Origin of the sequence: Rhodococcus sp. IEGM 1305, from assembly GCF_030058635.1 — a bacterium.
Taxonomy (GTDB): domain Bacteria; phylum Actinomycetota; class Actinomycetes; order Mycobacteriales; family Mycobacteriaceae; genus Rhodococcus_F; species Rhodococcus_F opacus_D.
This window is the reverse complement of the sequence record NZ_JASHKX010000016.1, coordinates 117,008-138,963: the sequence shown is the minus strand read 5'-3', so window position 1 is coordinate 138,963 and position 21,956 is coordinate 117,008. Positions and strand designations below refer to the sequence as shown.

General features: G+C 68.4%; 19 protein-coding genes. 10 read left to right on the top strand and 9 right to left on the bottom strand.

Annotated features, from left to right (window positions below; all coding sequences use genetic code 11):
- Nucleotides 1-124 precede the first annotated feature (124 nt).
- Genes QM693_RS22010 through QM693_RS22000 form a run of 3 tightly spaced genes read left to right on the top strand, consistent with a single transcriptional unit; the run spans nt 125 to nt 1,210 of the window.
- Nucleotides 125-535, top strand: coding sequence for a DUF1707 SHOCT-like domain-containing protein (locus tag QM693_RS22010; RefSeq protein ID WP_283353429.1), 411 nt, complete (start codon nt 125-127; stop codon nt 533-535).
- Nucleotide 536: 1 nt separating this feature from the next.
- Entirely contained in the window at nt 537-875 is a 339-nt protein-coding gene (locus QM693_RS22005) for a hypothetical protein (RefSeq protein WP_105424002.1), read from the top strand.
- Nucleotides 876-877: 2 nt separating this feature from the next.
- Nucleotides 878-1,210 (top strand): VanZ family protein, encoded by a 333-nt coding sequence (locus tag QM693_RS22000; protein WP_280782731.1) that lies wholly within the window; start codon nt 878-880, stop codon nt 1,208-1,210.
- Here QM693_RS22000 and QM693_RS21995 read toward each other — a convergent pair.
- The 3 genes from QM693_RS21995 to QM693_RS21985 form a co-directional block, all read right to left on the bottom strand.
- A complete protein-coding gene (locus tag QM693_RS21995; protein WP_283353428.1) occupies nt 1,174-1,962 on the bottom strand; it encodes a tyrosine-protein phosphatase in 789 nt (262 codons plus the stop codon). The two genes, QM693_RS22000 and QM693_RS21995, sit on opposite strands and share 37 nt — an antisense overlap.
- The gene (lat, locus tag QM693_RS21990) at nt 1,959-3,302 is read right to left on the bottom strand and encodes an L-lysine 6-transaminase (RefSeq protein ID WP_283353427.1); all 1,344 of its coding nucleotides are present in this window, start codon (nt 3,300-3,302) and stop codon (nt 1,959-1,961) included. The genes QM693_RS21995 and lat overlap by 4 nt, the downstream gene beginning before the upstream one ends.
- A 65-nt stretch (nt 3,303-3,367) precedes the next feature.
- On the bottom strand, nt 3,368-3,832 hold the full coding sequence (locus tag QM693_RS21985) for an Lrp/AsnC family transcriptional regulator (RefSeq protein ID WP_011598229.1): 465 nt from the start codon (nt 3,830-3,832) through the stop codon (nt 3,368-3,370).
- A gap of 211 nt (nt 3,833-4,043) precedes the next feature.
- Between QM693_RS21985 and amaB the strand changes: the two genes are divergently transcribed.
- Together amaB and QM693_RS21975 are read left to right on the top strand one after the other, a co-directional pair.
- On the top strand, nt 4,044-5,561 hold the full coding sequence (gene amaB, locus QM693_RS21980) for an L-piperidine-6-carboxylate dehydrogenase (protein ID WP_280782723.1): 1,518 nt from the start codon (nt 4,044-4,046) through the stop codon (nt 5,559-5,561).
- 30 nt (nt 5,562-5,591) lie between these two features.
- Nucleotides 5,592-6,596 carry an acyl-CoA dehydrogenase family protein gene (locus QM693_RS21975; protein WP_280782722.1) on the top strand — a complete coding sequence of 335 codons (1,005 nt, stop codon included), beginning with the start codon at nt 5,592-5,594 and terminating at the stop codon, nt 6,594-6,596.
- On the opposite strand, the gene QM693_RS21970 is transcribed toward QM693_RS21975, so the two are convergent.
- Together QM693_RS21970 and QM693_RS21965 are read right to left on the bottom strand one after the other, a co-directional pair.
- Nucleotides 6,593-6,865 carry a LiaF domain-containing protein gene (locus QM693_RS21970; RefSeq protein ID WP_283353426.1) on the bottom strand — a complete coding sequence of 91 codons (273 nt, stop codon included), beginning with the start codon at nt 6,863-6,865 and terminating at the stop codon, nt 6,593-6,595. The genes QM693_RS21975 and QM693_RS21970 overlap by 4 nt on opposite strands.
- Before the next feature lie 232 nt (nt 6,866-7,097).
- Nucleotides 7,098-8,666 carry an HNH endonuclease signature motif containing protein gene (locus QM693_RS21965; protein WP_283353425.1) on the bottom strand — a complete coding sequence of 523 codons (1,569 nt, stop codon included), beginning with the start codon at nt 8,664-8,666 and terminating at the stop codon, nt 7,098-7,100.
- A 366-nt stretch (nt 8,667-9,032) separates the two neighbouring features.
- On the opposite strand from QM693_RS21965, the gene QM693_RS21960 reads away from it, so the two are divergent.
- Both QM693_RS21960 and QM693_RS21955 read left to right on the top strand, forming a co-directional pair.
- The gene (locus QM693_RS21960; RefSeq protein WP_502942659.1) at nt 9,033-13,583 is read left to right on the top strand and encodes an ATP-dependent helicase; all 4,551 of its coding nucleotides are present in this window, start codon (nt 9,033-9,035) and stop codon (nt 13,581-13,583) included.
- Between the two features lies 1 nt (nt 13,584).
- Nucleotides 13,585-14,334 (top strand): DNA-formamidopyrimidine glycosylase family protein, encoded by a 750-nt coding sequence (locus tag QM693_RS21955; RefSeq protein WP_283353423.1) that lies wholly within the window; start codon nt 13,585-13,587, stop codon nt 14,332-14,334.
- Here QM693_RS21955 and QM693_RS21950 read toward each other — a convergent pair.
- Together QM693_RS21950 and QM693_RS21945 are read right to left on the bottom strand one after the other, a co-directional pair.
- Complete coding sequence (locus QM693_RS21950; RefSeq protein WP_283353422.1) at nt 14,331-15,062, bottom strand: DUF1353 domain-containing protein; 732 nt, start codon at nt 15,060-15,062, stop codon at nt 14,331-14,333. The two genes, QM693_RS21955 and QM693_RS21950, sit on opposite strands and share 4 nt — an antisense overlap.
- 7 nt (nt 15,063-15,069) lie before the next feature.
- Nucleotides 15,070-15,648: a TetR/AcrR family transcriptional regulator gene (locus QM693_RS21945; RefSeq protein ID WP_283353421.1), complete on the bottom strand. Its 579-nt coding sequence runs from the start codon at nt 15,646-15,648 to the stop codon at nt 15,070-15,072.
- 53 nt (nt 15,649-15,701) lie between these two features.
- Here QM693_RS21945 and QM693_RS21940 point away from each other — a divergent pair, with 53 nt between their 5' ends.
- Both QM693_RS21940 and QM693_RS21935 read left to right on the top strand, forming a co-directional pair.
- Nucleotides 15,702-16,661, top strand: coding sequence for an oxygenase MpaB family protein (locus tag QM693_RS21940; protein ID WP_283333044.1), 960 nt, complete (start codon nt 15,702-15,704; stop codon nt 16,659-16,661).
- A 184-nt stretch (nt 16,662-16,845) separates the two neighbouring features.
- On the top strand, nt 16,846-17,382 hold the full coding sequence (locus QM693_RS21935; protein WP_283353420.1) for a hypothetical protein: 537 nt from the start codon (nt 16,846-16,848) through the stop codon (nt 17,380-17,382).
- On the opposite strand, the gene glpD is transcribed toward QM693_RS21935, so the two are convergent.
- A complete protein-coding gene (gene glpD, locus QM693_RS21930; RefSeq protein ID WP_280782712.1) occupies nt 17,360-19,102 on the bottom strand; it encodes a glycerol-3-phosphate dehydrogenase in 1,743 nt (580 codons plus the stop codon). The two genes, QM693_RS21935 and glpD, sit on opposite strands and share 23 nt — an antisense overlap.
- Before the next feature lie 50 nt (nt 19,103-19,152).
- Here glpD and glpK point away from each other — a divergent pair, with 50 nt between their 5' ends.
- Entirely contained in the window at nt 19,153-20,646 is a 1,494-nt protein-coding gene (glpK, locus tag QM693_RS21925) for a glycerol kinase GlpK (protein ID WP_283353419.1), read from the top strand.
- Here the strand turns inward: glpK and QM693_RS21920 are convergent.
- Nucleotides 20,631-21,815 carry an aminotransferase-like domain-containing protein gene (locus tag QM693_RS21920; RefSeq protein ID WP_283353418.1) on the bottom strand — a complete coding sequence of 395 codons (1,185 nt, stop codon included), beginning with the start codon at nt 21,813-21,815 and terminating at the stop codon, nt 20,631-20,633. The two genes, glpK and QM693_RS21920, sit on opposite strands and share 16 nt — an antisense overlap.
- Between the last annotated feature and the right edge of the window lie 141 nt (nt 21,816-21,956).

Here is a 21,956-nt window from a genome sequence, read left to right as displayed (position 1 = left end):
CGTCGAACCCGGCGCCGCCATCACCCAGGGCACCGTCCTCGCCGAACTGAAATAGGCGCCTGCACCACTCGTGAGTCCTTCTCGGCCCCCGGGGGTCGAGAAGGACTCACAGTAGTCTGTACGCATGTCTGACGTTCCCGAGATCCGCATCGGCACTGCCGAACGCGAGCAGGCCCTGAACGTGTTGAGCGAACATTTCGCGGCGGGCCGTCTGACGGTCCCCGAATTCGACGAGCGCAGTCTCGCGGTCACGAACGCCAGCACCCGCGGCGAGCTCGATCGAGTGTTCACCGACCTCCCCGCGACCGCGGTCGGCACCCCCGCCAAGGCCGAATCGGCCGGTGCCGACAACGACCAGAACTGGCGTCGCATCGTGATGTCGGTGATCCCGCTCGTCGCTCTCGTGCTGTTCTTCGTCGTTCCTGTCGACAACAGCTGGCTGTTCTTCCTGATGATCCCTGCCGCCGGCGCCATCCTGTTCGGCACCCGCGACGACCGCCACGGCCGGGATCGCCGCCGAGACCGGGACCGCTGACGTGGAACCTGTCGAGGTCAATGCGGGTGGCTGGTACCTGCGCGCGCTGCGGGCGGACGAACGGGTCGACGATCGTCCGGCGCTCGCGGACGGTGGAATCGCCGAACCCGAGTACGTCGCCCGCCGCACCGCGCAGTGGCTGAGCGACGAGCACTATTCGTGGGCGATCTGCCAGCCCAACACCGGCGAACTGCTCGCCGAGGTGGGGCTCACTCCGTCCGGGGACTCCGCCACCCTCACCGGCTGGGCGCGCACCGGCCACGAAGACGCACTCGCGAGCGGATCGGATGCGGTGCAACGGTTTGCGGAGGGCGCGTTGGGGTTGACGGTCCAGCGGTGAGTATGCGATCCGTTCCGGTGGCAGCCCTCACCGTGCTGGCACTGGTCATGCTGCTGTCCCCGGCGTCCGCGACGCCGTCGGGTCCCGAGCATGCCGACAAGGTGGTGCACGCCCTGCTGTTCGCGGCGCTGGCGGCCGCCTCCCGGTATGCGCTCCTGACGCCACGGATCACCGTGCTCTGGCTCGCGGCGTTCGCGGTGATCACCGAGATTCTGCAGGGCGTGCTTCCGATCGGCCGGCACGGCTCGGTCTGGGATCTCTGCGCCGACATGGTCGGTGTGGCGCTCGGCTTGTCCGCTCAGTCCGCGATCATGCGCTCCCGCAGCAGGGTCTGAACCCCGGCGTCGAGGCCGAGTCCGTCGGAGAAGTACCGCTCGACGGTCCCGTACTGCTCCCGCATGACGGCCAGGGACACCTCCAGATACTGCTCGCGGACTCCGAGCACGGGCTCAAGCAACGCCGGATCTCCACCCGCGTCGACGAACTTCTCGAACACGCCCGCGAACGACGGAAGCAGGAGTTCGTTGGTCAGCAGGTAGTCGTGGAACACGTCTTCCTCGCTGACTCCGAGGAGCAGCAGCAGTGCCGCCGTGGCCCATCCTGTCCGGTCCTTGCCGGTGGTGCAGTGCACGAGGGCAGGCGTGTTGTCGTTCGAGGCCAGGCCGCCGAACAACTCCCGGTACGAGGAGACCGCGCTCGGCATCACGACGAAGTCGCGGTAACTGCCCTCGAAGTATTCGATCGCGCGCCCGCCGCCGAGTTCCCGTTCGGCGATCATCGGGTCGGCGATCACCTGGAGCATCTGCGCGGGAATCGACCGGATCCCCTTGTCGGCCAGGACGTCCAACGCGACGGCGCGGGCCCCGTCCGGGAGTGTGTCGGGTGCCGCGTCACGCTCGTCCGCGGTGCGCAGGTCGTACACCGTCCGGATCCCGAGGCCGTCGAGCAGCGGCATGTCCGTGTCCGTGACCCGGCTGAGATCGGTCGAACGGAAGTACACGCCGGTGCGTACTTTCGCGCCGCCCCGGGTTCGGTAGCCACCGACGTCTCGCAGATTGGGCACGGACGTGAGCGGTATCGGCGTCATGCGTCGACGGTACCGCCCAGCACTCGGGCCAGTGCATCCACGGCGGCGTCGAGTTCGGCGGTCGTCACCGTCAGAGGTGGGCGGAACCTGATCCCGCGCCTGCCGGTCGGCAGGATCAGCACCCGCTCCCGGTCCCGGAGGTCGGCGACGACGCGGTCCCGCCGCTGCGGGGTGGAGAGCGTGATGGCGCACATGAGGCCGCGTCCCCGCGGCTCGGTCACCTCGGCGTTCGCGCGTGCGAGTTCCCGCAGTCGTTCGAGGAGATGCGCCCCGGTCATCCGGGCTCGGTCGACGAGCCTGTCCTCCTCGACGATCTCGAGGATCCGGCGGGACCGCACCATGTCGGTGAGGTTGCCACCCCAGGTGGAGTTGATCCGGGAGCTCACGGCGAACACGTTGTCGGGGATGTCGTCCACCCGGCCGCCGGCCATGATGCCGCAGACCTGAGTCTTCTTGCCGAACGCGACGACGTCCGGGTGCACTCCCAACTGCTGGTACGCCCAGGCGGTGCCGGTGAGACCGCACCCGGTCTGCACCTCGTCGAATACGAAGAGGGCGTCGTTCTCCCGGCAGAGCGCCTCCATCGCCTGGAAGAACTCCGGGCGGAAGTGGTGGTCGCCGCCCTCACCCTGGATCGGTTCGGCGATGAAACACGCCACGTCCGAAGGGTTCTCGGCGAACGCGTGCCGCGCCTGGTCCAGCGCGTGGCGCTCAGCTTCCACGACGTCCCGCCCGTCCGCGAGGTATGGGGAGTCGATGCGCGGCCAGTCGAACTTGGGGTACCGCGCCACCTTGCCGGGCTCGGTGTTGGTCAGCGACATGGTGTATCCACTGCGCCCGTGGAACGCCTCGGTCAGATGGAGCACCTTCGTGCCGAGCGCCGGGTCGAGGCCTCGGCTCTCGTTGAGCCTGCTCTTCCAGTCGAACGCCACCTTCAGAGCGTTCTCGACGGCGAGTGCGCCACCGTCGATGAAGAAGAGATGCGGCAGTGCGGGATCGCCCAGCACCCGGGCGAACGTCTCGACGAACCGTGCCATCGGGACGGTATAGATGTCGGAGTTGCTCGGTTTGTTGATCGCCGCCGCCGCCAGTTCTCGGCGAAAGGCGTCGTCGTCCGCCAGTGCCGGATGGTTCATCCCCAGCGCCGACGAGGCGAAGAATCCGAACATGTCCAGATAGCTGGTGCCGTCCCGCTGGTCGACGAGATGCGTACCGCGTGAGCGTTCCAGGTCGAGCACCAGGTCGAAACCGTCGACCAGAATGCGCTCGCGCAGCACGTCGTGCACCTGGCTCGCCGGCAGCTCGCCCCCATCTCCGGTAAATCGAATCGCTGTGCTCATACCGAGAGGTTACGTCAAAATTCCTGTGAACCGGCGACGATTCAGCAACATATCCGGAACAGAGCTCACCTGTCGTAAAATGTTTGCAAGATGATGGTGCTGCGCGTGTGTACGTTGGCGGTGGCACGGATCTCCTGCAGCAGGTGTTCCAGCTCCCGTGGGGAGGCGACGCGCACCAGCAGCACGTAGCTCTCCTCCCCCGCGACCGAGTGACACGCTTCGATCGCGGGGAGGTTCCGCAACCGGGCGGGGGCATCGTCGGGCTGCGACGGATCGAGAGGGGTGATCGCGACGAATGCGGACAGACCGTGCCCGAGCGCATCCGGATCGATCTTCGCGGTATACCCGCGGATCACTTTGCGGGCCTCGAGCCTGCGCACCCTGGACTGCACGGCGGAGATCGACAGCCCCGCCTTCTCGGCGAGTGTCGCCAGAGTCGCCCGGCCGTCGGCCACCAACTCCTGCATCAGTACCCGATCGATGTCGTCGAGAGGAGTATGGGGTGCGTCGCTACGAAAAGAATCCACCACCAGCGCAGGCTAGCCCAGCGGAGGTGCCTCATGGTCGAAACGTCAGAGCTCCGCGCCCGCGTTGCCCGGGCGCGGAAGCCGAACGCGAGACGAGGGCGCCGGCGTACTTCACCCACCGACCGCGGCTCGCCGAGACACTCGGCCGGCCCGTGCACGACCCGTTCACGCTCCACCGACAGCAGCAGGATCGAATCCGAGAGAGGACAGCATCGTGAACCTTCCCGCCCCCGAGGAGTTGTGCCGACGCGCCGAGGAAGCACTGATCCGGTGCGGCGCCGAGATCACCGACGCCGGTGGACCGCTCGTCGCGCGCACCCCGATCACCGGGACCGAACTGCGCACGGTGACCGCGAGCAGCGCGGACGACGTGGACCGGGCGATCACCGCGGCGCACGAGGCCTTTCTCGAGTGGCGTACCGTCCCCGCACCCCAGCGCGGCGCGGTGGTGCGTCGCCTGGGTCAGCTTCTCACGGAACACAAGACGGATCTGGCGGAACTCGTCACCCTCGAGGCGGGCAAGATTCCGTCCGAGGCGCAGGGCGAAGTGCAGGAGATGATCGACATCTGCGAATTCGCGGTCGGTCTGTCACGCCAGTTGTACGGCAGGACGATGGCGTCGGAACGTCCGGGACACCGGCTGATGGAGACGTGGCACCCGCTGGGAGTCGTCGGGGTGATCTCCGCGTTCAACTTCCCCGTGGCCGTGTGGTCGTGGAACACCGCCGTCGCGCTGGTCTGCGGCGACACGGTGGTGTGGAAGCCGTCGGACCGGACTCCGCTCACCGCAATCGCCTGCGATGCACTGCTGGCGCGCGCCGCCCGCGACGTCGGTGCACCCGCGGGGATCCATGCCCTGGTCCAGGGCGCGGGGGACGTCGGTGAGCGTCTCGTCGACGACGCACGCGTGGCTCTGGTCAGCGCCACCGGGTCGGTGCGGATGGGTCGCGCCGTGGGTCCGCGCGTCGCCGCGCGGTTCGGCAAATGCCTGCTCGAACTGGGCGGCAACAACGCAGCGGTGGTGGCCCCGTCCGCCGATCTCGACCTTGCCGTGCGGGGAATCGTCTTCTCCGCCGCGGGCACCGCGGGCCAGCGCTGCACGTCACTGCGCCGGCTGATCGTGCACTCGTCCGTCGCCGACGAACTGGTGCAGCGCATCTCTTCGGCGTACGGCCAGTTAAAGGTCGGGAATCCGTTCGACGACGGCGTCCTCGTCGGTCCGCTGGTGAACGGCTCCGCGTTCGAGGCCATGCAGACCGCGTTGGACAAGGCCCGCGCCGACGGCGGGACCGTCGTCTGCGGCGGCGAACGCAGCGGAGGTAGCGACTCCGCCTACTACGTCTCGCCCGCCCTCGTCCGGATGCCCGCGCAGACGTCGGTGGTGCAGGAGGAAACGTTCGCACCGATCCTCTACGTCCTCACCTACGACGACTTCGATCAGGCGATCGCGTTGCACAACGAAGTGCCCCAAGGCCTCTCGTCGTCGATCTTTACCACCGATCAGCGAGAGGCCGAGAGATTCCTTGCGGCAGACGGTTCCGACTGCGGCATCGCGAACGTCAACATCGGCACGTCGGGTGCGGAGATCGGCGGGGCGTTCGGCGGCGAGAAGGAGACGGGCGGCGGACGCGAGTCCGGATCCGACGCATGGAAGGCGTACATGCGTCGCGCGACGAACACCGTCAACTACTCCGATCGACTCCCGCTCGCGCAGGGGGTGGAGTTCACCTGATCGGCGGCGTCGACCGGCTACTCTCGGGGCGTGAGCAACTGGACCGAGATGGCGCGTGAGATTGCCGAGAACGTGTTGTTCCCGGTGGCCGACAGCGTCGATGCCGACGGCGAGATTCCCGACAGTCACTTCGAGACTCTCGCCGCCGACGGCTTCTACGGACTCGCGGCACCGGGCGAAGAAGGTGTGACACCGTCGGTGCTGGTCGACGTGATGGAGACGTTGTGCGGTGGTTGCCTCGCGACGGCGTTCACGTGGATGCAGCATCACGGCGTCGTCGCCGGTCTCGCCGCGTCCCCGAACACTGCCCTGCAGGATCGCTATCTCGACGGACTCGTCGACGGCACCGTGCGGGCCGGTGTCGCCCTGGCCGGCGCGATTCCCGTCCCGCCCACGCTGTGGGCACGCAGCGTCGACGACGGCTACGTGCTCGACGGGGTGTCGCCGTTCGTCACCGGCTGGGGGATCGTCGATCTGCTTCAGGTGTCGGCGCGCGACGAATTCGACGACTCCATCGTGCACGTCATCATTCCCGCACAACCACTTCGGGGACTCACCGCCGAGGAACTCCCGCTGATCGCGGCCCGCGGGTCCAACACGGTCCGGTTGAAATTCGACGGGCTCGCCGTGCCACGCGATCTGGTGAGTGCCGTCGTCTCCCCCGAGGATTTCGCGAAAAGCCAGCTGTTCGGGTCGTGGATCAACGGGTGCATGGCTATGGGGATCACCCGGCGGGCGATCAGCGAACTGGAGGCTCTCGGCGTCGACGCCGACCCGTTCGAAGAGCAGGCCGCCCGGGCACGACTCGACCTCAACGCCGCCCTCGAAGGCCGGGCGGAGATCGCCGAAGCACGGGCCCGCGCTTCGGAACTCGCCATCCGCACCGCCACCGCCCTCGTCACAGCGAAGGGCAGCTCGTCACTGCTCGCCGGGAACACCGCCGAACGTCTGATGCGTGAAGCCACCTTCACGCTCGTCGCGGCGGGACGTCCGGCGATCAAGTCGGCGTTGCTGGAGCGCCTCGGCCGCGACTAGCGGGTGCGGACCCGCAGGTCACCGAACAGCGAGTACGACACGATGCGGATCGTCGGGGCTCCGGGCCCGGGATCCTGTGCACCGGCGTCGAGTTCGCGGTCGCCGAAGAGGTCCAAACCACCCACCTCGACATGCACGCCCTCCGGAACGGTGACGGCGCTGTCACCGAACAGTGTGACGAGTGTGATCGTCGACGTGCGGGCGCCGATCACGGCCGACCGGAGGTCGAGCTTCACGTCCCCGAACACGAGCAGGGCCAGTGTCTTCACGGCGAGCAACCAGCGGCCGGAACGCTTGGTGTCGCCGAAGACGCTCGACGTCGGCGTCGCGAGACCAGACGATCGCGGCGTGCTCCGAATACTCCTCCCTCCACCGTAGCTGTCGGTGCCCTCGTCTACGGTCTGACGGCTACACCCGTGACACACCGCCCCTTCGACCGAAGCGAGACAACGTGTTCAGGATGATCCGCGCAGTTGCTCTGGCGCTACTCGCTGTGGGCGCCTACGTGGTGGTCTCCGAGCACGAGCCCGCCACCGTCGAGTTGCCGTCGCCGTCGTTCGCTCCGGCGACAGCGGAACTCACGACAGTGTGAGGGGCGGCGCACGGTGAGGGCACTCCGCCCACGGCTCGTGCCCGGTCACGGGCTTTCCGGCGAGCGCGAGCGATCAGCTCACCGGCGTGATGTCGGTGATTGATTCGTGGGTTTCTGTCCGGGTCGATGTGCGGTGGTGGAATCCATTCGGTGCGCCCCGCATACGTGTCACCGGCTGGCGCGCTGGTGGTCGCCCAGCCTGTAGGCCCGTCGTGGACCTGGGCGTGGCAGGCATCGCACGCGAGCGTCAGTGAGTCGATGTCGGTGTATCCGCCGTTGCGCCACTCCTGCACGTGGTGCACCGCGCACATGCTGGCCGGGGCCGCGCAACCAGGTCGTGTGCACCCGCCTTCGGCGGCGATGAGAGCGAGGCGTTGATCCGCGCTTGCCACTCGTCGGCGCCGTCCCAGATGCAGGGGCCGGCCGTCGTGGTCGAACAGAACGAGCACCGGGTGGGCGCGCTCGGCGAGCTTCAGCGCGTCGTCGAGGGGAAGGAGTCCGCCGGTGGCCGTGGTGGTCACGCCGCCCGCCGCCTTCTCGAGTTGGTCGAGGGTCATTGTGATGATCACCGTGACGGGCAGACCCCGATGCCGGCCCAAGATCCCGGATTCCAGCATGACCCGGAATATCGCGCTGAGGGCGTCATGGTTTCTCTGAGCAGCAGTGCGAGTGTCACGCGCTGCTGCCGCTACCAGTGCTTCACGGTCGATCGACGGATTCTCGGCGTCGCCGGACGGTGACTCCGGGTCTTCCGGGTTGTTCATGCCGGGGCGAGCCCATTTCGCGAGAACCGGGTCGAGCAGAGCGCGCGCTGTGGGGTCGAGCTCACCGGAGATCTTCGACATCAGTTCGGAATCTTGACGGCCCAACGAAACACCGCGCCGCCGAGAGCGATCACGATCGTCACCCAGGTTTCCGTCGGGATCGAGATGAGCGAGGAGGCGGTGGCCGGCACTCTCGACATCTTCGGGCGTACCTCCTCTCGCACACTGCGCCAGGATCGACTCAGCCAATGCGACGTCGGCGTTGGTGACCGCATGCGGGATCTTTCGCATGATTTTCCGGATTACGCGTGCATGGTCGGCACCGATGTCGCCATCCCGTTGCGCGGATGCGGTTTCCGGCAGCGCTGCCTCCATCTGCTCGCCCGAAGTTGTATGAAACAGACCGAGGTGGCGGGCGGCCGCTACCCGTGCCGACGCGTCTGCCGCCGACACGCGCAGCACCTCGACCAGGAGCTTGTTCAGTGAGTTGCAACCGAGCGTCGCGGGTAACGAGCGTTCGGCACTCTCGACGATCAGCCGCAGCGAGACTGCACCGGCGCGGCGGAGGGACTTCTCGAGCTGCTGCATGATCAGCACCACATCAGCATCCGACACAGCATTGAGGTCTGCGTCGAGCAGGCCTGACACGGCATCGTCCAACGCAGTCAGGTGTTCCATCACCTGATCTGCCGCCAACCCCCCGGTCGAACTCATGTGCGAATAATACTGCGCCCCACCGACAAGTTCGCCGATCGAGGCGCACGAAGCGGATCGCAGTGCCGACGAGGCGCTTGCGCGGGAGCCTGTAGTCGTCTGCCCGCGTTCGTGCGACGATCCGACGGAGAACGCGAACTTCCTTGCATGAGCTCGCCCGTCGATTGCACGGCCTTGTCGGCGAGTACGGCCGCGCGCCGCGTGCCGGACAGTGCCTCCGCGGAATCTCACCACTGAGCATCGAGGGGACCGTCGTCGGCATTCCGGCGCCGACCGAGAGCAGAAACGACGCGAGTCCCGACGCAGCGCCCGTGCCACGTCGGGGGTGAACATCCCAGACCGGACGGATTCCAGAGACCGGACGGTATGTTCCCACTGCCTGTCGTACCCTCGGTGCACTATGGAACGGTGACCGACGTCCTGGGCAGGTTTTCCGCTGCCACCCGCGAGTGGTTCGACGGCGCCTTCCCGGCGCCGACGGCCGCGCAGCTCGGTGCGTGGGAGTCGATCGCCAGCCGCGCGCACACGCTCGTCGTGGCCCCGACCGGTTCGGGCAAGACGCTGTCCGCGTTCCTGTGGTCCCTCGACCAACTCGCCGCCACCGACGGAAAGGACCGCAAGACCAGGGTCCTCTACATTTCCCCGCTCAAGGCCCTGGGTGTCGACGTCGAACGCAACCTGCGCGCCCCGCTCGTCGGGATCACGCAGACGGCCAAGCGGCTCGGGCTCTCGCCGCCGGAGATCTCGGTGGGGGTCCGCTCCGGCGACACACCGGCAGGTGACCGGCGCGCCCTGATCAAGAATCCGCCCGACATCCTCATCACCACCCCCGAGTCGCTGTTCCTCATGCTCACATCCGCCGCGCGTGAGACGCTGACCCAGGTCGACACGGTCATCGTCGACGAGGTGCACGCGGTGGCCGGCACCAAGCGCGGCGCCCACCTGGCCCTGTCGCTCGAACGCCTCGACCAGCTTCTCGCCACCCCGGCGCAGCGCATCGGGCTGTCTGCGACGGTGCGCCCGCACGAGGAGGTCGGCCGGTTCCTGTCCGGTTCGGCGCCCATCCGGATCGTCGCACCGCCGTCGCCGAAGACGTTCGACCTCACCGTGCAGGTGCCGGTCGAGGACATGACCGAACTCGGCCTCGCCGAACCCGCCGAGGGTTCCGCGTCGGCGACCCCGCAGGCGGGGTCGATCTGGCCGCACGTCGAGGAACAGATCGTCGACCTCGTCCTCGCGCACCGGTCGTCCATCGTGTTCGCCAACTCGCGGCGCCTCGCCGAGCGCCTGACCGCGCGGCTCAACGAGATCTACGCCGAACGCGCCGGGACCGCCGTCGACAAGAACCCGAAACCGGCCTCGCAGATCGGCACGCCGTCCGAGGTCAATTTCGGCGCGGACCCCCTGCTCGCCCGCGCCCACCACGGGTCGGTCAGCAAGGACCAGCGGGCCCTTATCGAGGACGACCTGAAGTCGGGGCGGCTGCGATGCGTGGTCGCGACGAGCAGCCTCGAACTCGGAATCGACATGGGCGCGGTCGATCTGGTGATCCAGGTCGAGGCACCACCGTCGGTGGCGAACGGCCTGCAACGGGTCGGCCGCGCCGGACACCAGGTCGGGGAGATCTCCCGGGGTGTCGTGTTCCCGAAGCACCGCACCGATCTCGTGCACTGTGCCGTCACCGTCGAGCGCATGGTCACCGGGAAGATCGAGGCGCTCGCCGTCCCCGCCAACCCGCTCGACATCCTCGCCCAGCACACGGTGGCGGCCACCGCACTCGAACCGCTCGACGTGGACGACTGGTTCGAGACGGTCCGGCGCAGCGGTTCCTTCGCGACGCTGCCGCGCTCGGCGTACGAGTCCACCCTCGACCTTCTCGCGGGCCTCTACCCGTCCGACGAGTTCGCCGAGCTCAGGCCCCGCCTCGTCTGGGACCGCGAGGCCAACACACTCACGGGACGCCCCGGCGCGCAGCGGCTGGCGGTCACGTCCGGCGGCGCCATCCCCGACCGCGGTCTGTTCACGGTCTACATGGTCGGTGAGAAGGCATCTCGCGTCGGCGAACTCGACGAGGAGATGGTGTACGAATCGCGGGTCGGCGACGTCTTCGCACTCGGGGCCACCAGCTGGCGGATCGAGGAGATCACGTTCGACCGGGTGCTGGTCAGCCCCGCGTACGGGCAGCCGGGACGGCTGCCGTTCTGGCACGGAGACGGTCTCGGCAGGCCGGCAGAACTGGGCGAGGCGCTGGGACAATTCCTGCGGGAGATCTCACTCGGGCACGAGACCGAGGTACAGGAACGCTGCCGCACCGGCGGGCTCGACGACAACGCCACGCACAATCTCGTTCAGCTCGTCGCCGAGCAGAAGACCGCCACCGGGCAGGTCCCCACCGACCGCACCCTGGTGGTCGAACGATTCCGTGACGAGCTCGGCGACTGGCGCCTGATCCTGCACTCGCCGTACGGCCAGCGCGTTCACGCACCGTGGGCGCTGGCCGTGAGTGCGCGGCTGAGCGAGCGATACGGCCTCGACTCGAACGCGACGGCGTCCGATGACGGCATCATCGTGCGTCTTCCCGACACCGAGGACACCCCGCCGGGCGCCGACCTCTTCGCCTTCGACACCGACGAGATCGAGGACATCGTCACCGAACAGGTCGGCGGGTCGGCGCTGTTCGCGTCCCGGTTCCGTGAGTGCGCGGCCCGGGCGCTGCTGCTGCCGCGCCGCACACCGGGAAAGCGTGCACCGCTCTGGCAGCAGCGGCAGCGGTCCGCCCAGCTTCTCGACGTGGCGCGCAAGTATCCGACGTTCCCTATTCTGCTCGAGACCGTCCGCGAGTGCCTGCAGGACGTGTACGACCTACCGGCCCTGAAGGACCTGCTCCGCCGGCTGGCGCGTCGCCAGATCCGCATCGTCGAGGTGGAGACGCAGTCGCCGTCACCGTTCGCCGGCGCGCTGCTGTTCAACTACGTCGGCGAGTTCATGTACGAGGGCGACAGCCCGCTCGCCGAACGCCGGGCGGCGGCCCTGTCCCTGGATTCGACGCTGCTGGCTGAACTGCTCGGCAGGGTGGAACTGCGCGAACTGCTCGACGCCGACGTCATCGCCCACGCCGAACTCGAACTCCAACGTCTGCTTCCCGACCGCAAGGCGAAGGATCTCGAGGGCGTCGCCGACCTGCTGCGCCTCCTGGGTCCGCTCACCTCCGACGAGGTCGCCGCACGGTCGACCAGCGATCCCATCCCCTGGCTCGACGAACTCGTCCGCGCGAGGCGGGCGCTCGCCGTCTCCTTCGCCGGTCGCGAATGGTGGACGGCCATCGAGGATGCGGCGCGCCTGCGCGACGGGCTCGGGGTGCCGCTGCCCATCGGTGTTCCCGCCGCGTTCATCGAACCCGTCGACGATCCGCTGGCCGACCTGATCAGCCGGTACGCCCGCACCCACGGTCCGTTCACGATCACCGACGCCGCCGCCCGATTCGGGCTCGGTTCCGCGGTGGCCCGCGACGTGCTGCAGCGGCTCGCGCAGGGCAAGCGGGTGGTCGAGGGCGAGTTCCGTCCCGGCGCGACGGGGAGCGAATGGTGCGACGCCGAGGTTCTGCGGCGTCTCCGCAGGCGCTCGCTGGCCGCGGCGCGTCAGGAGGTCGAACCGGTCAGCACCGCGACGCTCGGCCGCTTCCTCCCGGGCTGGCAGCATGTGGGGGGCACGTTGCGCGGCATCGACGGCGTCGCGACCGTGGTGGAACAGCTCGCCGGTGTTCCGGTGCCCGCCTCGGCACTCGAGTCACTGATCCTGCCGTCCCGGGTGGCCGACTACTCCCCCGCCATGCTGGACGAACTCACCTCCACCGGCGAGGTGCTGTGGTCGGGCGCGGGCAGCATCTCCGGAAAGGACGGGTGGGTGTGCCTCCACCCCGCCGACACCGCACCGCTCACACTGACCGCGCCCGCGGAGTCGGACCTGTCCGATATCCAGCGCCGGGTGCTCGACACGCTGTCCGGCGGCGGCGCGTACTTCTTCCGGCAACTCGCGGACACCCTCGAGATGTCCGACGACACCGCACTCGCCACGGCGTTGTGGGATCTGGTGTGGCTGGGCCACATCGGAAACGACACGCTCGCCCCGGTCCGCGCCCTGCTGTCGGACACGTCCAGGACCACCACGAGCCACCGGTCGCCGCGACGACCCCCGCGGGCCCGCGCGTACCGCAGCCTGACGGTTCCGGTGCGCACCGCACCGCCCACGGTCGGGGGACGGTGGTCGATACTCCCCGCCGCCGAATCCGATGCCACGCTGCGTGCCAGCGCCACCGCCGAACTGCTGCTGGAGCGGTACGGGGTGGTGACGCGTGGGTCCGTGATGACCGAGAACGTGCCCGGCGGATTCGCGCTGATGTACAAGGTCCTGGGAACGTTCGAGGACAACGGCCGCTGCCGGCGCGGACATTTCGTCGAGTCGCTCGGCGGTGCACAGTTCTCCACTCCGCCCGTGGTGGACCGACTCCGCAGCTACGGCGACTCGCTCGAGGGCAGGCACACCACCCTGCCCGCCGTGACTCTCGCCGCCAGCGATCCCGCCAACCCGTACGGGGCGGCTCTCCCCTGGCCGAAACGCGGCGACGATGCGCCCGCGCACCGGCCGGGACGCAAGGCCGGCGGCCTGGTGGTGCTCGTGGAGGGTGAACTGATCCTGTTCGTCGAACGCGGCGGGCGCACGATCCTCACCTTCACCGACGACCCCGGTGTGCTCCGCACCGCGGCGGTCACGCTCGCCGGCGTGGTCAAGCGCGGCGGGATCGACAAGATCGTGGTCGAGAAGGTCGACGGCGACACCATCCACGGCAGCGATTTCGCGCCGATCCTGACCGAGGCCGGTTTCTCGCCCACCCCTCGCGGATTCCGGTTGCGAGCCTGAGATGCCCGAAGGCGACACCGTCTGGCGCACCGCCAACTCGCTTCGCGACGCCCTCGAGGGCAAGGTGCTGACCCGCTGCGACGTGCGCGTCCCCCGGTACGCCACCGTCGACCTGTCCGGCCGGCTCGTCGACGAGGTGGTCAGCCGCGGGAAGCACCTCCTCATCCGGGTCGGCGACTACTCGATCCACACGCATCTGAAGATGGAAGGCGCGTGGCATATCTACGCGCCGGACACGAAGTGGCGGCGTCCCACTCACCAGGCCCGGATCGTGCTCGCCACCGAAGACAGGGTGGCGGTCGGATTCTCGCTGGGCATCACCGAGATCCTGGAGCGTGACGACGAGGAGTCCGCGGTCGGCCACCTCGGTCCCGACCTGCTGGGGCCGGACTGGGACGCGGCCGCCGCGATCCGCAATCTCCGGGCGGCCGGCGACCAGCCCATCGGTCTCGCCCTGGTCGATCAGCGCAACCTGGCCGGTCTCGGCAACGTGTACCGCAACGAAGTGTGCTTCCTCCGCGGCGTCCACCCCTACACCCCGTCGAGCGAGGTGGCCGACCTGCCCGCGCTGGTCACGCTCGCGCATCGGATGATTCACATCGACAAGAACAACTCGGTCCGCCATCGGCCGTGGGTGTACGGGCGGGCCGGAAAGCGTTGCCGCCGTTGCGGCACGGTGATCGAAGGCCACGACCTCGGTCAGCAGCAGATCTTCTTCTGCACGCACTGCCAGCCCCCGGTGGTGGGCTAGCGAAGGACCGTGGTCGGCGGCCCGAGCGGCGGCGGCCTGCGAGTCCGTCTGCGGCCGAGCAACCACGCGGCACCGTCCGGCACCCACAGCACCGCGGCCGTGGCGATCGTCAGCAGATACGTCGGCGCGATGACGGGCAGGAGGATGCACCCGAGTAGCGCGACGGGAAAGTCTCTGCGCCACAACAGCGACAGCACGACCGGAACCACGAGAAAGAGCGCGGCCAGGCCGAAGTGCGAGGTCGCCGTCGCCCACGGCACGCCCACCACCCAGCACAACATTCCGAGTACCTGGTGCGCGATGAGGAGGAACCGGGCGACGTCGGTGAACGTCCAGAACCGGCCGACCTCGACGCCGACCCAGAAGATGCGGCTGCGGAACGGTCCGACGCCCTCGTCGAGCAGGGCGAGCCGGAACAGTTCGTCCGCGCGCCGGCGCAGCGTGTTTCCCTCCCGTCCCTGTGCACTCGCACGTTTGCAGAGGTCGTCGTGCATGATCGCGGGAAGTAGTTGCCGCCCGTACGGGGTGAGCAGGCCCTGCAGCGGCGCGGGGATCGATGCCAGATCCGTGCGGAGAAGGCACGGCATGGGGGCGCAGCCGGGCACCGTCACCACCGTGTCGCCGTGGACGTAGACGAACTCGCCGACGAGTTGGAAGAACTTGCGGTCGAGTACCCGAAGCTCGGGTTGCGGGCGAGTCGGATCGTCCACGGATACCTGGAACGGCATGCGCACCTCACTCGTGGCCGGCCTTGTTTGCCTCCACCACCAGAGTGACGCAATGAGCGACGAATTGCTCGCGCGACGCGGCAACAGTTCCGTCGAGATATCCGATGAACAGCGTCGTGAGAGCTCCCACCACACCGACCGCGACGAGCTGCTTCTCCACCTCGTCGTCGACGGCGGACAGCTGGTCGTGCACGAGTGCGACGAAGCCGGGCATCAGGTCGATGCCCCGCCTGCTCAGCGCGGGTTCCGACAACGGTGCGAGCAGCAGCACCCGTCCCATCGCGGGATCGTCGACCATGAGTTTCACGAACGCGTCCACGGCGGCCTCGGCGCGCTCCCGCGCGGTCTCGGTGGACGCCACCGCCTCCACGAGGGCGGCCTGCGCCTCGTCGCCCACCGCGGTGTAGACCGAGCGCACGAACTCGTCCCGGTCCCGGAACGACTCGTAGAAGTACCGTTCGGTCAGCGAGGCGGCGCGGCAGACCGCGCGCACGTTCACCGCGGGCCCGTCCGGGGCGCCGAGCAGCGCGATGCCCGCGCGGAGTAGCGAATTCCGCCGTGCTTCCCGCCGGTCCTCCAGCGTCATTCTTCTCGCCCCAATCCTTGACTACGCGCGTTGTCAGATCCTAGTCTGACAACGTGCGTAGTCACTTGAATGCGGACGGTACGCCCGTCCCTGCCTCCGCCCCCGTCCCCCTCGGCCCCGACTCGTTGACCTGGAAGTATTTCGGCGACTGGCGCGGAATGCTGCAGGGCGTCTGGGCCGGGTCGATGCAGAACATGCATCCCGGACTCGGCGCGGGCGTCGAGGAACACTCCCGTTTCTTCGACGAACGCTGGGAGCGGCTCTACCGGTCGCTGTACCCGATCGGCGGTGTCGTCTTCGACGGCGACCGCGCCCAGCAGACGGCGGAACAGGTGCGGGGCTACCACGACACCATCAAGGGAATCGACAAACACGGCCGCAGGTACCACGCCCTGGACCCCGACACGTTCTACTGGGCGCACGCCACGTTCTTCATGGGCACCATCCTCACCGGCGACCACTTCATGGGTGGCCTCACCGAAGACCAGAAGCGCCGGCTGTTCACCGAGCACATCCAGTGGTACCGCCTGTACGGAATGAGCATGCGCCCCGTCCCGGAAACCTGGGAGGCGTTCCAGGAGTACTGGGATCACATGTGCCGCAACGTCCTCGAGGACAACAAGGCCACCCGCGACGTCCTCGACCTGTCCGGTCTCGGCGTTCCCCCGTTCCTGTCGTGGCTACCCGACCCGATCTGGGCGATCCTCCGCATCCCGGTGGCGAAGGGTTTCGTGTGGCTGACGGTCGGCATGTACGACCAACCGGTCCGCGACCTCCTCGGCTACCGCTGGACCACACGCGACGAGCGCCTGCACACCCTCGCCGGCCGCGCCGTGGGCGCCGTCTTCCGGCTCGTGCCCTGGCGCTACCGCTACCACCCGCGCGCCCGCGCTGGCTGGGACCGCGAGACCGGACGCGCCCCCGCGCACGCTCCGCTCGTCCACACACCCCGACGCAATCTTCCCCCGCTCGGCAGGCGCGACGACCCCCAGCACTACAGCCCGAAGGTCTGAGTTCCCAGGGAGCTCACAGACAACGCCCACACCGCTCACGGGTTCCGGGACGATGCTCGGTCACATGGAATACATCGCTGTCGCAGCCCTCGTCGTCATGGCTCTGTCGGGAGTCGTCGCCACCCACGCCCCGAAATCGCTCGTCCACACCCGCTGACCGACGAGATCGTGGAATGCTCGGAGGATGGACTGGGACCTTCCGAGGCTCTTGAATCGCCCGCCGCTGATCGGCGACGAACCGCTGTCGCCCGACCACGCGGCGAGCCGCATCAGCGCCTACATCTACGGCAACATCCTGGTGCTCGCCGCGCTCATCCCGGTGACCAAATCCCAGGAGACCCTGGGCATCGCCATCGTCCTCGGTGCCGCCTTGTCCACGTTTCTCGCCCACGTGTTCGCCGAGTCGGTAGGCCAGTCGCTCCGCCTGGGCAGAACACTGTCCGGCACCGAACGCCTACGGGAACTCCGGGACAGTGTCCCCGTCCTGACGTCCGCCGTGGTGCCTTCCGTGATCCTCGGCACGGCCCTGCTGGGCTGGCTGGAGCCGAGAACGGCGCAATTGACCGCCGAGATCGTGATGATCGCCCGTATCGGCTCGATCAGTTACGTGATCAGCCGTCTCCGCCGCGAAAGAGTCACGAGCGGCACGCACCTCGCCGCGTTCGGCCTCGCCGTGATCGCGACGATCATCGTGGTCATCAAGGTATTTCTGACACACTGACCGGTGGTTCGAGCAGTTCGACCCGCGACTCGGGCGCCGCCGCCCGCAACGCGTCGGCCGACAGGTCGTCCGGCTGGGCCTGCGACTGCACCTCCGCCTCCACCCGCGCCTGATACGTCTTCACCTCACGGTCGACGGCGTCGGCGTCCCAGCCGAGGACGGGGGCCACCAGTTGCGCCACCTGCTCGGCGCAGTTCACACCCCGATGCGAGTACTCGATGGCGATGCGCGTGCGCCGGGCGAGGATGTCGTCGAGATGCAGGGCGCCCTCGGCCGCCGCCGCATACACGACCTCGACCTGCAGGTAGGCCGGTGCGTCCGTAATGGGCTGGAGAAGTTCCGGCTTCCCGCTCGCCTGGTCGAGCACCTCGTCGATCAGCGAACCGTACCGGTCCAGTAGATGCTTCACGCGGTACGGGTGCAGGCCGTACATCTCCCCGAGATGGACGGTCTGATTGACGAGCGCGAAATAGCCGTCCGCACCGACGAGCGGCACCTTCTCCGTGATGGACGGTGCCATCCGCGCGGGAATGTCTTCGGCGGCGAGATCCACGGCGTCCTCGGCCATCACCCGGTAGGTGGTGTACTTGCCGCCCGCGATGGCGACGAGACCCGGCGCCACGCGCGCGACGGCGTGTTCCCGCGAGAGTTTCGACGTCTCGTCGCTCTCCCCCGCGAGCAGCGGGCGCAGACCCGCGTACACACCGTCGATGTCGTCGTGGGTCAGCGACGTCACCAGCACCTTGTTGACGTGACCGAGGATGTAGTCGATGTCGGCCTTGGTGGCCGCCGGGTGCGCGAGGTCGAGATTCCAGTCCGTGTCGGTGGTGCCGATGATCCAATGGCTGCCCCACGGGATCACGAACAGCACCGACTTCTCGGTGCGGAGGATGATCGCGGCGTCACTCACGATCCGATCGCGCGGCACCACGATGTGGACGCCCTTCGACGCGCGGACGCGGAACCGGCCGCGTTGCCGCGACAACGCCTGGATCTCGTCGGTCCACACCCCGGTGGCGTTGATGACGACGTGCGCCTTCACGTCCGCGGTGCGGCCGTCCTCGCAGTCCCGGACGCGCACTCCGGAGACCCGGTCCGCCTCCCGGAGGAATCCGACCACCTGTGTGGACGTGCGGACGACCGCGCCGTAGTGAGCGGCGGTGCGGGCGACGGTCATGGTGTGGCGGGCGTCGTCGACCACGGTGTCGTAGTACTGGATGCCGCCGGTCAGCGAGTTGCGCTTGAGTCCCGGCGCCATCCGCAGCGCACCCGCGCGCGTCAGATGCTTCTGCGCCGGAACCGATTTGGCGCCGCCCATGCGGTCGTAGAGGAAGATGCCCGCCGCCATGTAGGGGCGCTCCCACACGCGGTGGGTGATCGGGAACAGGAACTTGAGCGGCTTCACCAGGTGCGGCGCGAGGGTGGTCAGCGACAGTTCACGTTCCCGAAGAGCCTCCCGGACCAGCCCGAACTCGAGCTGCTCGAGATAGCGCAGACCGCCGTGGAACATCTTCGACGAGCGACTCGACGTCCCGGACGCGTAGTCGCGTGCCTCCACCAACGCCACCTTCAGCCCGCGGGTGGCCGCGTCGAGCGCCGCACCGGCTCCGACCACACCACCGCCGATCACGACGACGTCGAACTGTTCGGTCTGCAGCTTGTCCCATGCGGCATCACGCTGCCGGGGACCGAGGAACTGCACACCTGGCTGACTACTCAACTCGGGCTCCTGTGAGATGACGACGGATTCTCTGCCAGGCTAGTAGCTTCATGCGTGTGATTCAGTACATCGCCGCGATAGACCAGGGCACCACCTCCAGCCGCTGCATGATCTTCGATCACGACGGCGCCGTGGTCAGCGTCGCCCAGAAGGAACACGAGCAGTTCTTTCCGCGCGCAGGCTGGGTGGAGCACGACCCGAAACAGCTGTGGATCAACACCCGCGAAGTGGTGGCGTCCGCGCTCGCGAAGGCCGATCTCACCAAACGCGACATCGCCGCGATCGGAATCACCAATCAGCGGGAGACGGCGGTCGTGTGGGACCGCAACACCGGAGAACCCGTGTACAACGCCATCGTCTGGCAGGACACGCGCACCGACGAACTGTGCACGGAACTCGGCGGCGACGAGGGCCCCGGCCGGTACCAGAAGCGCACCGGGCTGCCGCTGTCCACGTATTTCTCGGGGCCGAAGGTCCGGTGGATTCTGGACAACGTCGACGGCGCCCGGGAGAAGGCGGACGCGGGTGAGCTCTGCTTCGGCACGATCGACAGCTGGATTCTGTGGCACATCACCGAGGGCACCCACGTGACGGATGTCACCAACGCCTCCCGCACCCTGCTGATGAATCTCGAGACCCTCGACTGGGATCCGGGGATCTGCGCCGATTTCGGCATCCCGATGTCGATGCTGCCCGAGATCCGCAGCTCCTCCGAGGTCTACGGCGTCGGACGCCCCCACGGGACGCTGCCCGGTGTGCCGGTGGCCGGAATCCTCGGCGATCAGCAGGCCGCCACGTTCGGTCAGGCCTGCCTGTCGGAGGGCGAAGCGAAGAACACGTACGGAACGGGGAACTTCCTGCTGCTCAACACGGGGACCACTCCCGTGCACAGCAAGCACGGCCTCCTCACCACCGTCTGCTACAAGATCGGTGACGCGCCGGCCGTCTACGCGCTCGAGGGATCCGTGGCCGTCACCGGCTCACTGGTGCAGTGGTTGCGCGACAACCTGGGAATCATCGAGTCCGCCAAGGACATCGAGGATCTGGCCAAGTCGGTCGACGACAACGGGGGCGCCTACTTCGTGCCCGCGTTCTCCGGATTGTTCGCCCCGCGCTGGCGGCCCGACGCCCGCGGGGCCATCGTCGGGCTCACCCGGTTCGTGAACAAGGGCCACCTCGCCAGGGCCGCCCTCGAGGCCACCGCATATCAGACCCGCGAGGTGATCGAGGCGATGCGCGCCGATTCGGGCGTCGAACTCGCCTCCCTCAAGGTGGACGGTGGCATGGTCGTCAACGAGACCCTCATGCAATTCCAGTCCGACATTCTCGCCGTGCCCGTCATCCGTCCCGTCGTCAACGAGACGACGGCGCTGGGCGCCGCGTACGCCGCGGGGCTGGCCGTCGGTTTCTGGGAGAGCGAGGACGACATCCGCGCGAACTGGGCCGTGGACAAGACGTGGGAACCCGCGATGGACGAGGCCGAGTCCACCCGGCTCTACGCCGAGTGGAACAAGGCGGTCGAACGGACCTACGACTGGGCGTGAGCGGTGTACGCGTCGCCGAGTCTCGCCACCGCACCCGCCAGCACGTCCTCCGAGCAGGTCGCGAAGCACAGCCGCACAGCGCCCCGGTGTTCCGCGGCGACGCCGAAAGCCGCTCCGGGGACGAAGGCGACGCCGTGGTCCACGGCGGTCTGCAGCAGTGCCGCCGTGTCGAGGTCCGCGTCCGTGAACTCGGTCCAGCAGAACATTCCGCCCGCCGCCGAGGACACGCGGACGCGGTCGCCGAACGTCGAGGTGACGCCGTCCGCGAGCGCCCGGGCCCGGGACCCGTAGCGGGCCCGCAGCGTCTCCAGGTGCAGGTCCAGCCACGGCTCGTCCGACAGCAGTCCGGCGGCAATCTGGTGCGTCAGCGACGACCCGCAGAGGTCCGCGCCCTGCTTGAGCAGCTCGACAGCCTCGCACACCCGCCGGTCGCCGTGCAGCCACCCGACCCGCAGCGCCGGCGCCAGGATCTTCGACGCGCTGGACAGCCGGATCACCCGGTCCGACAACGCCGCGACGGGCGCGGGCGGTGGTCCGTCGAAGAAGAGTTCGCCGTACGGGTCGTCCTCGATCACCCAGAACCCGTAGCGGTCGGCCAGTGCGGCCAGGTGTTCCCGGCGGCCGGGCGTCAGGACGACGCCGCGAGGGTTGTGGAAGTTGCTCACCGTGTGGACCACGGCGGGCCGCAGTCCGTCCTCGAGCATGCCCTGCAGGGCGGCGGTGTCCATCCCGTCGGCGTCGAGTGCGACGGACCGGACGTCGGCCTCGGCGGCCCGGAACACCTGGAGCGCTCCGGTGTAGGCGGGTTCCTCGACGATCACGACGCCGCCGGGATCGAGCAGCACCTGCGCGAGCAGGCTCAGGGCCTGCTGCGAGCCGTGGGTGACGACGACGTCGGCGGCGCCCAGCGGCCGGCCGATCTTGGCACCCTCCCGTGCGGCGAGCACGTCGCGGAGCCGGCGCAGCCCGGTGGTCTCGCCGTACTGGACGGACGCCGGATCCGTGAGCGCGAGTTCGGCTTCCTTCCGGATCCGTTCCCGCGGAATGAATTCGGGGTCGGGAAGCCCGCCCGCGAGGCTGACCACGTCGGGCCGGGCGGTGAGGGTGAGAAGGTCACGGATGGCGGAGCTGTGCAGACCATCCATGCGGCGGGCAAGTGATTGCGGCATGTCGACTCCCAGGAGGCACGTCAAAGCAGGGATCAGGTGAGGAACACCCTGTCCGTCCTGGGTCTGCGGGGCGGGAGAGCGCCGAGGCACGGGTCGATGATTTCGAACCGTGCCTCGACTATCTCACCGGAGGAGCCACTA

Coding starts and splice junctions, on each gene's coding strand:
- QM693_RS22010 (WP_283353429.1), top strand. CDS start 125: ATGTCTGACGTTCCCGAGATCCGCATCGGCACTGCCGAACGCGAGCAG.
- QM693_RS22000 (WP_280782731.1), top strand. CDS start 878: ATGCGATCCGTTCCGGTGGCAGCCCTCACCGTGCTGGCACTGGTCATG.
- QM693_RS21995 (WP_283353428.1), bottom strand. CDS start 1,962: ATGACGCCGATACCGCTCACGTCCGTGCCCAATCTGCGAGACGTCGGT.
- lat (WP_283353427.1), bottom strand. CDS start 3,302: ATGAGCACAGCGATTCGATTTACCGGAGATGGGGGCGAGCTGCCGGCG.
- QM693_RS21965 (WP_283353425.1), bottom strand. CDS start 8,666: ATGAGTTCGACCGGGGGGTTGGCGGCAGATCAGGTGATGGAACACCTG.
- QM693_RS21960 (WP_502942659.1), top strand. CDS start 9,033: ATGTTCCCACTGCCTGTCGTACCCTCGGTGCACTATGGAACGGTGACC.
- QM693_RS21955 (WP_283353423.1), top strand. CDS start 13,585: ATGCCCGAAGGCGACACCGTCTGGCGCACCGCCAACTCGCTTCGCGAC.
- QM693_RS21950 (WP_283353422.1), bottom strand. CDS start 15,062: ATGCCGTTCCAGGTATCCGTGGACGATCCGACTCGCCCGCAACCCGAG.
- QM693_RS21945 (WP_283353421.1), bottom strand. CDS start 15,648: ATGACGCTGGAGGACCGGCGGGAAGCACGGCGGAATTCGCTACTCCGC.
- QM693_RS21935 (WP_283353420.1), top strand. CDS start 16,846: ATGGACTGGGACCTTCCGAGGCTCTTGAATCGCCCGCCGCTGATCGGC.
- glpK (WP_283353419.1), top strand. CDS start 19,153: ATGCGTGTGATTCAGTACATCGCCGCGATAGACCAGGGCACCACCTCC.
- QM693_RS21920 (WP_283353418.1), bottom strand. CDS start 21,815: ATGCCGCAATCACTTGCCCGCCGCATGGATGGTCTGCACAGCTCCGCC.